The 11,568-nt window shown below is 51.4% G+C and carries 8 protein-coding genes; 1 reads left to right on the plus strand and 7 read right to left on the minus strand.

Annotated elements, in window-relative coordinates; translation table 11 throughout:
- Positions 1-52 precede the first annotated feature (52 nt).
- Positions 53-1,237, plus strand: coding sequence for an AI-2E family transporter (locus IEY53_RS09630; protein WP_189024289.1), 1,185 nt, complete (start codon positions 53-55; stop codon positions 1,235-1,237).
- On the opposite strand, the gene IEY53_RS09635 is transcribed toward IEY53_RS09630, so the two are convergent.
- The 7 genes from IEY53_RS09635 to IEY53_RS09665 all read right to left on the minus strand — a co-directional run bounded on the left by IEY53_RS09635 (position 1,198) and on the right by IEY53_RS09665 (position 11,212).
- Positions 1,198-3,006 carry a peptidoglycan D,D-transpeptidase FtsI family protein gene (locus IEY53_RS09635; protein WP_229696062.1) on the minus strand — a complete coding sequence of 603 codons (1,809 nt, stop codon included), beginning with the start codon at positions 3,004-3,006 and terminating at the stop codon, positions 1,198-1,200. The genes IEY53_RS09630 and IEY53_RS09635 overlap by 40 nt on opposite strands.
- A gap of 172 nt (positions 3,007-3,178) precedes the next feature.
- Entirely contained in the window at positions 3,179-5,248 is a 2,070-nt protein-coding gene (locus tag IEY53_RS09640) for a methyl-accepting chemotaxis protein (RefSeq protein WP_229696068.1), read from the minus strand.
- Positions 5,249-5,288: 40 nt separating this feature from the next.
- Complete coding sequence (locus tag IEY53_RS09645; protein ID WP_189024345.1) at positions 5,289-6,254, minus strand: acetylxylan esterase; 966 nt, start codon at positions 6,252-6,254, stop codon at positions 5,289-5,291.
- A 483-nt stretch (positions 6,255-6,737) separates the two neighbouring features.
- Positions 6,738-7,760 carry a glycoside hydrolase family 130 protein gene (locus IEY53_RS09650; RefSeq protein ID WP_189024293.1) on the minus strand — a complete coding sequence of 341 codons (1,023 nt, stop codon included), beginning with the start codon at positions 7,758-7,760 and terminating at the stop codon, positions 6,738-6,740.
- A gap of 246 nt (positions 7,761-8,006) precedes the next feature.
- Positions 8,007-8,840, minus strand: a complete 834-nt coding sequence (locus IEY53_RS09655) for a carbohydrate ABC transporter permease (protein ID WP_189024295.1) — start codon at positions 8,838-8,840, stop codon at positions 8,007-8,009.
- 3 nt (positions 8,841-8,843) lie between these two features.
- Positions 8,844-9,725 (minus strand): carbohydrate ABC transporter permease, encoded by an 882-nt coding sequence (locus IEY53_RS09660; protein ID WP_189024297.1) that lies wholly within the window; start codon positions 9,723-9,725, stop codon positions 8,844-8,846.
- A 125-nt stretch (positions 9,726-9,850) separates the two neighbouring features.
- On the minus strand, positions 9,851-11,212 hold the full coding sequence (locus IEY53_RS09665; protein ID WP_189024299.1) for an ABC transporter substrate-binding protein: 1,362 nt from the start codon (positions 11,210-11,212) through the stop codon (positions 9,851-9,853).
- Positions 11,213-11,568 lie beyond the last annotated feature (356 nt).

Below are 11,568 nucleotides of genomic sequence, written 5' to 3' on the forward strand. Positions count from 1 at the left end.
TGAAAACATGCCAAGGGGTTGATTCTATTTTGAAAAGGAGTCGTATATATTTATGCTGCCGCTGTATAAAAAATATTGGCGCACCATCTTTGATATCGGACTGATCGTTCTTACGGTTTATCTGGTCATGCTGCTCTTCAGCACGCTGTATCAATTAGCTGCGCCGGTGTTCCTGTCCTTTTTTGTATTCCTGCTGATCGAACCGCTCGCCCGCTTCCTGAACCGCAAGGGTCTGGGCAAACCGTTTGCTTCCGCCATTTCTGTACTGCTTTTTCTTATTCTGCTGCTTGGATCACTTTTTGGCGCAGGCCTGCTGGTTACCACGCAAATCCTGAATTTCCAGGAGAACCTTCCACGCTATACACATGTGGTACAAGAGAATTTCACCCAGCTTACCATTTATCTCCAGAATAAGATTGACACGCTTCCGCCGGATATCACCACCAAAGTTAATGGTTATTTCACCAATGCCACCAATATTCTATCGGCCTGGCTGGTGACTTTTTTCAAATATATGGTCGGCGTGCTCGGCTCGTTCTCTTCTTTTATGGCTCATTTCGGAATTGCGATTATCCTGGCCTTTTTCCTCAGCATGGAGATCAAGGACTGGCGCCAAATCGCCCATGATAAAATGCCAAAGACGATCAAAACCGCCTATGCCTTCATCCAAGGCAATGTATTTAAGGCTATCGGCTCTTATCTAAAAGCACAGCTGATACTAATTTCAATAACCTTCGCTATCGTGCTGGTTGGCCTGTTCATCCTTCGTACCGGCAATGAAATTACAATGGCGCTCGTCTGTGCCGTCTTCGACGTGCTTCCGCTGCTTGGCGTGGCCACGATTCTGATTCCCTGGATCGTGTACCTGTTCATTGTTGGCCAGACCTCGCTTGCCATCGGATTAATTGTGTTGCTTGCGGTTGTCCTGATTGTCAGACAACTGCTGGAGCCCAGAATCACCGGGAATTCCATCGGTGTCTCCTCCGCTTTTCTGATGCTGTCGTTCGTGATTCTGTCCAGTTCGGCTTTTGGCGTAGCCGGGCTGATTCTGGCCCCGATTCTGCTGATCCTCGTCAAGGAGCTGCTGACCCAGGGTTATCTCCAGAAGTGGATATTCCTGCCGAAGGAAGAATTCATCGTCTCCCCGTTTGCCTCCGGCAGGGAATCTGCAGAGCCTACGGAAGCAGATGACCCTGATCAAACATCCGGAGATGTCGCCAGCAGGTCAAACACCTGACCAAACAGCCGTGTAGCGGTATGGGGACTGCCGGGAGCGACATTCTCTACCGCTACAGCCACGGCATACCGGGGATGATCCACCGGTCCGTAGCCGATGAACCATTGATTGTTGCGGGGTTGCCCTTTGACACTGGTCTGGGCCGTGCCCGATTTGCCGGCAACGGGCCAGCGGATATTCTTCAAGGAGCTGCCCGTCCCTTCGGTCACTACCTTGCGCATCCAGGAGAGCAGCTGCCTTGCTGTAGCTTCTGATATTCTGCCTGCCGCAGAAGGTGACACATGAGCCGGCAGATCCGCCAGCTTCTGTCCATTCGCAAAGGCCACCCTCTGAAGAATGCGCGGCGCCCGCACCTCGCCGCCATGCAGTAGCGTGACGATGAGATTGGCTGCCTGTAGTGGAGTCATCCGGACATCGCGTTGTCCGATGGCGGTCTGGACCCTGGCCCCACTGTCGTCGCCAAGCAGCGTGGTGAAGATGGTCCCCCGCTGCTCCCCGGCCAGCGGCTTCAGCAGCTTCAGCCCGAGTATATCCTCGGACTGCCAGCCGATTTCCCTTCCCAGTCCAAGCGCGGAGGCAGCCGCTTGAATCTGTCCCCCGCTCAGACGTTCCGCAAGGGACGCAAATACAGTATTGCAGGACACGGCGAACCCTTGCGCCAGCGTAAGGGGCCCGTGTCCTTTTCCATGCATGCAGCTTAGTCCATACTTCTCGTATTGCCCCGAGCAGTAGAACTGCTCATCCGGTGAAGTGACTCCGGCCTCCAGAGCAGCTGCGGCGGTGACGATTTTGAAGATGGAACCAGGAACTGCGGCTTGCAGCGCCCGATTGTTCCACTCTCCGCCTTGCGGTGAGATTCTTGCGGGATTGTAGAACGGCAGCGAGACCATCGCTTCAATATCGCCGGCCTCGGTATCCAGCACGACGATCGCTCCCTCTTTCATGCCTGCCTGCACAGCCAATTCCTCAATCCCTCCCTGTAGCTGCCTGTTTATCGTGGTATATAAAGAAAGCGGGTAATACGGATTCGCCGGAGACCGCAGCTTGACCGGGCTTCCGGGAAGGCGATGGCCACGGGCATCTACCTGGACGTAAGCCTCTGTGTGCCCAACTCCATGCAGCAGCGGCTCCAGTGTCTTCTCCAATCCATCCGTTCCGGTCAGCGGGATTCTCAGGCCCGAGGGCGGGGCCGGCTCACCCGGAAGCTTGCTCGCTTCCGATAGATAGCCCAGCCATTGGCGGCCCATGACCTGCCCGTCATATCGGCGGGTAAAGGGCAGGGCATATACCCCGTCAATGCCCAAGCCCTTCACCTCTTCAGCTTGGGCAGCGGTAAGCGCCAGCGGCATCTTGCCCGCCGGATCTGGCCACAGCAGCGGCTCTTTCAAGGCAGACCGGCGGCTCTGCAATTGTTCAGGGCTGACACCAAGAATAGCAGCGAGCCGCCGTAGCGGTTCGCCTCCGGCCGCTGGCCCGGAAGCCCCCCGCACAACCTCCTGCTGCGGGAACAAAACCGCGGTCCAGATTGTCTCCCCGGCAAGCGCCGCTCCGCTGCGGTCCAGAAGGCGCCCCCGGCCACTGTCCAGCACAGTCTCCCGCTCACTCTGAATCTCGGCCAGCTTCGCCAGCGAATACGTTTTGCCCGGGACCGTCTGGTTCTTCATCACCAGCTGGACCCAAGCCAGCCTCAGGATCAACAGGGTGAGCGCCGCAGACAAGATGAGAAGACCGGCGAATATACGATTGCGAATAGGTTGGATCTTGGACAATGAAACTTCCTCCTGAACTGGAATCATTTTACTCTATTATGTCCCACTGTATAGGATTAGAATCTTTATTCATGTCCTTCAGTCCAAATCATTTTATGCCAAAAACCGCTTGACTCCCGGCCGGAATCAAGCGGTTCATATAAACTCTTCAGTCACGGTTGCCTACACTCGATCAGACACTGAATTTGGCCAGACTGTCCTTCAGCTGCAGTGAAGCTTTCTCCAGACTGGCGGAGAGTGAGACAAGATGTTCGCTGACACTCTGCTGCTCCCCGCTAAGAGAAGCAACCTCCTGGGAGGCAGCCGACGACTGTTCCGCCACCGTACTGACACTGCCCATGGACTCTGTCAATACCTGTTGGGATTCACCAAGCCCTTCTATGGATAAGGTCACGGCTTCAAGATGGACCAGCAACTGCTCCATTTGCTCCTGCACAGAAATAAAAATCCCGCCTGATTCCTCCACAGAACTCATCTGTTCTGTAACCAGAGGAGCGACTGCCGACAACGCCGTCATGGTCTCATTCACATCATTCATCATATGGCCTGTAATCTCCCCCACCTCGGCAATGGAACGTTTGGACTGATCGGCAAGCTGGCGGATCTCCTGGGCTACAACCTTAAACCCCTGCCCTGCTTCACCTGCACGAACCGCCTCTATCGCTGCATTTAGCGAGAGAATATTTGTCTGATTGGCAATGTTCTGCATCACGTCCAGGACCTTAATCACGGTCGAGGCCGATCCTTTGAGCTCATTGACTTTGGCCACAAGAGTGTGGGTCATCTCTCCGGTCAGCTTGGTCCGGTCCATAAGCACCTTGAGCCGGCCTACGCCTTCCTGGCTGGCCTTGCCAACATGCCGTGCGGTGTTGTCCATCCCGTGTGCAGCTGCAATGACCTGTTCCATCTGCTGCGAGATCCTTACGGCGAGCTCATTCCCCCGGTCAGCCTCCAGGGCCAGGCTACCGGCCCCGCCGGCAATTTCTTCTGTTGCTGCCGCAATATCCTGTGCTGACACAGCCGTCTTGCGTGAAGCGTGGCCTAGCTCATCAGCAATCCCGAGTACTTCACCGGCCATGTCATGGGTATGTTTGACCAGCTCCGTGATCCGTTCCATCATCGAATTAAAGGAGAGTGACAGCTGGCCGATTTCATCGCGTGAAGCAAACTCTGTGCGGACACGCAAATTGCCAGCCGCCCCCTGCACCATGAGATCCTTCAGCCTGCTTAACGGCCGGGAGACCATTCTGACCATCCAGATGCCCACAAGCACGGCAACTACCGCGGCCACGGCTATCGCAAGATAGGTAGTGTTAAGTATTCTGCCTGCGTCTTTCAGCAGATTCCCGGCCGGGATAACACCAAGCACTCTCCAGCCTGTACTTTCCAGTGTACCGTATACCGCAAGAATGGATTCCCCATCCTCATTGCGGGTTGGCAATGAGCCTGATGTGTTGTTCAATCCGTTCAGCAATGTCCCGCCCAGTCTCAGATAAGTGTCCGCCTCCTGGTGCTCCGAAGAAACGATCAGCTCATCTTTCCCCGTCAGCAGCTGCGTATAGGAGCCAAGGCCAAGGTTTATTTTGTTCAGTTGACCCGCCATTTCGCCGGGTTTGATGTCGCTGACCACGATATATCCCGTACGTTGGGATTCTCCGGTGATCGACCGCGCGAACCGCAGCAGCCCGGATGAAGCCGCCCCTTCCACATAGGGCTTAGTAATCCACTTGCTCTGCGGCTTCTCTGCAAGTTCCTTGAACCAGGCTTCCGCTCTTGCCTCTTTTATGAAATCGACATCCTTGGCGCCCGTGGAAGAGATAGGCAGGGACTGATCGGCCGGAATAAGATAGACGGCCTGCACCCCCTTGACGCCGGATAGCCAAAGGTTCAGCTCAGTCCCAATCCGGTTCGACTGTGTTTGACGTTCAGCGGCGCCAGCACTGGAAAGACTCCCTTGTCTGAGCGCATCCTGAATGTTCCGGTTATAGAAAATCTGTCCAACTGCATCTTCAAAACGCAGCAAAATAACATCCAGCTTCTCCGCAGTTTGGGCCACCGTCTGTTGGTGGGCGGAGAGCGCATTGTCTTCAATCGTCCGACTGGCAACGGAATAGGACACAAGACCCAGCGACAGCACGATCGCCATCGTTGTGATAAAAAAAACAAGGAACAACCGCATTCCCACCGATCGGGCGGGGTGCAGCCGTCCTACTTTACTTGTTGAATAAGCCCTGGACTTCATCAAAACATTAATCACCTGCTATTTCTGTTGATTTCCTGCATTATAGGGTCAGGAATGTCTGCAACGCCCGGTCCGCAAGATAAGGAAGATACTCATGACCGTATTCATAATAAACCATAAGCTGCTTGTTGGCTGTGATTTTGTTGTACGCCGCGAATTGGGTGGACGGCGGGCAGATCGTATCGGCTAACCCGGTCACCCATAACACCCGGGCCTGGATCCGGTCCGCCAGGTTTTGAATATCAATATAGCCCAGTCGATTAAAAATTTCGTCCTCACGCAGGTGGTGCGGATCAAAAAAGCGGAAATAATAGTTGATCTCCTCATAAGCTGAGGTCGTGATATCCAGTTCCCAGGCCCGCTTGTAATCCGAGAGGAACGGATAGACCGGCAGGGCCACTGCGATCCGCGGCTCCAGGGAAGCACAGGCAACCGTAAGGGCTCCGCCTTGGGAGAGGCCGAATGCACCTACACGGGCCGGATCAACTTCATCCATCGACATCAGAATTCTCGCGGTTTGCACGGTATCCAGAAACACATTGCGGTAGTACAGGTTGTCCGGGTTCGGATCGTCGATTCCCCGGATGATATGGCCGCGGATGGTGGTGCCTTGAACGGTCAGATTGTCTTCCGAGCGCCCGCCTTGGCCCCGGCAATCCATCGCCAGCACGCTAATGCCGTGCGCGGCATAGGTTACCTTTTCTACCCAATCCCCGCTGTCGCAGGAATAGCCGTGGAACATAACTATGCCGGGCCCTTGACCTTTTGATGTTTTCTTCGCAGGTCTTACATATTTGCAATGGATTCGCGCACCCCCTACACCAGTAAAATACAAATGAAAGCACTCGGCGAGTTCACTGACGAAATCAGCCGGCTCCAGCTCGTAATCGAGCGGCTGGTCATCCAATTCCCGCAAGGCACGCGCCCAAAACTGATCGAAATCCTCCGGCTTCGGGCTGCTTCCTTCATAGGTTTTTAAGTTCGGCAGGGACATATCGGTTGGCATAAAATGCTCCTCCTTAAGGTTGGTTTTATTTGATTGTGGCAAAAAATAAGCGGATGCTGCCCGGCAGGTGCCGCGCTGCTCCAGTTCCAGCTTCCTCTGCATCGCCCCTCCGCCAGCGCACCTGTTTCTCCACTGCATTTAGTGCAGCAGAATTGCCCCATACACACCCAAAAAAGCATTCTGCTGTATTTCGTACAGCAGAATTTCTCTACATCCTTCATTTCCTGGATTTCCCCGAATTTCTGCTGCAGAAAATACATTAGAACTCGATCCAGCCCTTGATGGGCCTCTTTCTAATGTACAAAATACATCAGAATCTAAAATCAGCCTCTTCACTCGGACGGATCTCAATAAATCACGGCATAAGCACAGAAACGGAAAACCGCGGAGTCCGGTTTTCCGTTTCTGTCAGCTCATCCGTTTCTGTCAGCACCTGCCCCGGGCCACCCGCCTATCGCGGAGTGAGTAGGGCCCGGTTTCAAATCAGATCTTGCCCAGACCCGCGTCGTCGCCCACTTCTTCATGGGTATCGATCACGTAGTTCACAATTTCTTGAACCGTTGTGTACGCCAAACCTACGTAGGTATCGGCGGCGCCATAATAGATGGCGATGCGGCCGGTTTCAGCATCATGTAGAGTTGCACACGGGAACAGGACGTTGTTCACGAAACCTCTTTCCTCATACCACTCTTCCGGGGTCAGCACAAAGTTTTTAGAGCGGTATTTGACTTTGGACGGTTCTTCAAGATCCAGAATCACCGCGCCCATGCTGTAGACAAGGCCGTTGCAGGTTCCGGTCACGCCGTGGTAGAACATCAGCCAGCCTTCGCTAGTTTCAATCGGTGCAGGCCCGCCGCCGATTTTGGTGCTTTGCCACCAGCCTTGTCCGCCTTTGGTCATGACATGGCGGTGTTTGCCCCAGTAGACAAAATCCGGGCTTTCGCTCAGGAATACATCCCCGAACGGGGTGTGGCCGCTGTCGCTGGGACGGGAGAGCATCACGAAATTGCCGTTGATTTTCCTAGGGAACAGCACCCCGTTGCGGTTGAACGGCAGGAATGGATTCTCCAGGCTGATAAATGTCTTGAAGTCTTGCGTCTTGGCTACACCGATGGCAGCTCCATAGAAATCTGTGCACCAGATGATGTAATACGTATCTTCAACCTTAACAAGGCGAGGATCGTACGCGTAACGCGGCATGTATGGATTGCCTGCTTCATCGCTAAATTGAATCGGTTCATCGTCGATTTTCCAATCCAGACCATCCACACTGTATCCCATCCGCAGATGAGGACGCGTAGTGTTGTCCTCAACACGGAACACGCCGAGGAATTTGCCGTCATAAGCAGCAACCGCACTGTTGAAGATGCGGGCCACTCCTTTGGCCGGATTTCTTTTGATGACCGGATTCTGGCTGTGTCTCCAGACCGGATTCCCGGAGCCCGCAGGTTTCTCTTCCCAAGGCATGTTCGGGATGTTGGCACTAATCATTTGTACTTCTCTCATAGGTAAAACTCCTTTACAATAAATTATCTATATAAGATGAACTTAAGAGGTTAACGTAAACTTCACTCGTCACTACGGTGAATATTTGGACTTCCGGCCGCTGTTGTCTTCAAATTTCTTCAATTTAACCCCTACCTGTGGTTGAAATCCGCAGACAAAGGCGGTCGCTACGCTCCTACAGTTCCAAAATTCCCCTCCCTTCCTTTTCCATTTGTTATTTTCTTTTGTTCATCTTATATAGTCTTTCTACTTCACAGACCCTTGCGCAAAACCGTTATAGATATATTTTTGCAGCGAGACGAAAACGGCCAGTGTTGGAATAATCGCAATCATGATTGCGGCACTAATGACCTCCCACTGCGATCCGTAAGGCCCTTTAAATTTGAACAGGGCCGTGGATATTACTTGAAGATCGCTTTTGGGCATATACAGGAAAGGGGTGTAGAAATCGTTGTAAATATTGACACCCTTGACGATAATCACCGTTACAATCGCCGGTTTGAGCAGCGGCAGAATAATTCTCCAATAAATCGTCCAGTATGAAGCACCGTCAAGCATCGCCGACTCATCCAGAGAATCCGAGATGGAATCCATAAACTGCATAAAGATATACACAGCGATAATATCGGTACCGAGGTACATGACGATTGGTGCCCAGCGGGTGTTAAATAGTTCAAGAGCGTTGATAATCTGGAAGGTAGCGACCTGGGTCGTTACCGCCGGAATCAGCGTAGCCAGCAGGAATGCCGTCATCAGCAGTTTGCTGCCTCTGAACTTAAACCGGGCCAGGATATACGCCACCATCGAACCTGTAAGTGTGGCACCGGCCAGGGAGATTACCGCGATAATCAGCGTATTTTTGAAGCCGACCAGCATTTTCCCATCCACAAAAGCCTTGGTGTAGTTGGTGAAATTGAACCAATTCTCGGGCAGCGTCAGCGGTCCGGTCGAGGCATATTCCGCATTGGTTTTTAAAGAAGCGAACAAAATCACGACAATGGGAATCAGTGCGGCAAGCGCCCCCAGAATCAAGGTGAGGTATTTGAATACACTGGCTGCGGTATATTTGACAGTATGCATAATCTAGTCCTCCTCCTTGATCAAGATCCGCTGCACAATAGTTACCGCAATAACGATGAACAACAGCACAACCGCCATTGCTGAAGCGAGACCCAGCTTACTGTATTTAAAGGCCACATCCACGGTCTGAATGACGAAGGTACTGCTTCCGTTGGAACCGCCGGTCATGACGTACGGAATTTCGAACACACCGATCGCTCCGCTGATGGCGAGGATCAGGTTCAGCTGCAGAATGCGTTTGATGCTTGGCAAAATAATATGCCGGAACTGGTGCCAGCGGTTCGCACCGTCAATATCGGAAGCCTCATACACATCTTTACCGATTGAAGATATCGCCCCCAGGAAGATAATGAAGTTCATTCCCATGTATCTCCAAAGCGACGCGCCGGCCAGGGAAATATTGATCAGGTTCGGATTCAGCAGCCATTTCTGCTGCAGACTGCTTAGGCCAAGCAAATCAAGGATCGTATTTAAGGTTCCGTCCGGCTTGAAGAAGAACAGGAAGATGAACCCGATCGCTACCCCGTTCAGCAGCGTAGGGAAAAACAAGATGCCCTTGAACAGATTTTTCATGCGGACACTGAAACTCAGGATGGTTGCAAAATACAGAGCCAAGCCCATCTGCACAAACGTTGCGAAGAAATAATACAAACTGACCTTAAAGACCGCGAAATACTCCGGTTTGGTAAAAATCGTCTTGTAGTTGTCAAAACCGATATACTCCATTTTTTTGCTGAGTCCATCCCAGCTTGTGAAGCTGTACTGGAACATTTTAATGACCGGAAGATACGCAAAGGTAAACAGCAGTACTACCGGAACAATTGAAAATAACAATATGATAAAAATACGTTGATTTTTATAGCTCAAATTGGATAATCTGAACACTCTCCACACCTCCCGGGAACACATACAAGCATTTCGGCTCAGAGCCGTTACGCAAAGTGAAGGGGGAACATGCCGGCGGCATCTCCCCGTTCTTTTTGGTTTGTCTTCACTAGCGTGCAGCTTCCTTATTGACCTTTGATTTTAGTGCTGGAAGCTTTCCATCTGTCGTTTAGATCCTTCATGATATCGTCGTACGATTCTTTTCTGTTGCCGATTGCCGCTTCGATAATCCGTTTCTTGAAGTCAGGCTGCCAGAGACCTACTTCAGCATCCTTATCAATGGCGTCCACCAAGCCCTCTTCACCGGCTTTTGCAGGGGCAATCGTATCAAACGAAACGTCGGTCCCTTCAAATTGCTTGAGAATTTCCGGAAGCTCGGCACCAATAACCGGGCTCATGCCGCCGCCTTCGGTTGTTGGATAACCGGATTCATTGATGAACCAGTCCACCCAGGCTCTTGCCGCTGCTTTGTTCTCACTGTGAATGCTTATACCCAGATTGTAGTCGGCAGCAAGCGGAACAAATACTTTTTCGGCATTGGTAGGGAAAGGCATGAAGCCTACATCGTCAGGGTTCGTTGCCACCCCTTTAATTTGGCCGATTGCCCAGGATCCCAGCGGCATCGTGGCGATTTTACCATTAGCCAAGTCTCCTTTGGAGGTCTCCCAGTCCGTTGTGGTGGGATCTTCTTCGATCAGACCTTTCTGCGCGGCATCATACATTACTTTGTATAATTCATAATGCGGCTGACCTGCCACAAAGTTGTCCCCAGAGGCTACTTGCGCAATATTCACATAGTCACGGTTGCCAGCTACAGTAGGCAGTACAGCTTCCCACTGTGTCAGCGGCCAGCCTGCTGCATAATTCGTGTAGAGCGGCACCGCATCCGTCTTGTCCTTGATGGTTTGCAGATCCGTCATGAATTCGTCGATGGTTTTGGGAAGCTCAGTAATTCCGGCATCACTAAACACTTTTTTGTTATAAATCAGCCCGGAGTAGTTAATCGTGATGGGGACCCCATAGACCGTTCCATCAACCTGGCGCTCTTCCAGACCTGTATATTCTTTTTCCATATCCGCAAGTTTGCCCAGCGGTTCAAAGAAGTCCGGCAGATCATGAATTTTCACGCTTGTAGGCAGCAGCAGGACATCACCGTAATCTTCGGTGCTCATACGGATCTTGATCTGATCTTCATAGTTCGCAAGTGCTTCAAAATTCACTTGAACCTCCGGGTATTTCTCATTGAAATTCGCTGCATACTCTTTGAATACGGTATCAACAATATCCGTTCTCTGTGTGATTACCGTAATTTCACCTTTGATATCCTTGGCTGTCCCTTCACCCGGTGTTGTGCTGGCTTCCGTGCCCGCATTTCCGGTGTTCGCGGCAGTCTCTCCATTCGAATTATTACTGGAGGAACATCCTGCGACCAAGCCGCCCATCAGCGTCAGCGCCATGAGTCCCAACATTGTTTTACTTGTCTTCATGTTTCTTACGACCCCTCTCATTAAATACGATGGTGTTTTGTACAATAACAAAAACGATAACTTTTATCATCATCCATTCTTTAAGAAAACAGAAATTCATGTAATTTCTATCTCAGCTCGTTTAAAAACAGGTGATGACATCGCTTACAAACACATTATAAACCTGATTTATGCGTAAAACGATGGTTTGTATTGCTTTTTCTGGTCTTATATTTGTTATTTTTGTTTTTATAATAATATAATTTTGTTATTTTTATTATGAACAGGAACGACAAAGAGAGGGCTATATGCCCTCTCAGGCTGTCGAGAAAGTCTCGACAGCCTTATTTATATGCAATTAGTTTAAGACGACACCG

The organism is Paenibacillus albidus (assembly GCF_014644435.1).
GTDB lineage: Bacteria > Bacillota > Bacilli > Paenibacillales > Paenibacillaceae > Paenibacillus_AQ > Paenibacillus_AQ albidus.

Bases quoted from the DNA above. Each gene is read 5' to 3' on its own strand.
- IEY53_RS09645 (WP_189024345.1), bottom strand. From the start codon at position 6,254: ATGCCAACCGATATGTCCCTGCCGAACTTAAAAACCTATGAAGGAAGC.
- IEY53_RS09665 (WP_189024299.1), bottom strand. From the start codon at position 11,212: ATGAAGACAAGTAAAACAATGTTGGGACTCATGGCGCTGACGCTGATG.
- IEY53_RS09640 (WP_229696068.1), bottom strand. From the start codon at position 5,248: ATGAAGTCCAGGGCTTATTCAACAAGTAAAGTAGGACGGCTGCACCCC.
- IEY53_RS09630 (WP_189024289.1), top strand. From the start codon at position 53: ATGCTGCCGCTGTATAAAAAATATTGGCGCACCATCTTTGATATCGGA.
- IEY53_RS09650 (WP_189024293.1), bottom strand. From the start codon at position 7,760: ATGAGAGAAGTACAAATGATTAGTGCCAACATCCCGAACATGCCTTGG.
- IEY53_RS09655 (WP_189024295.1), bottom strand. From the start codon at position 8,840: ATGCATACTGTCAAATATACCGCAGCCAGTGTATTCAAATACCTCACC.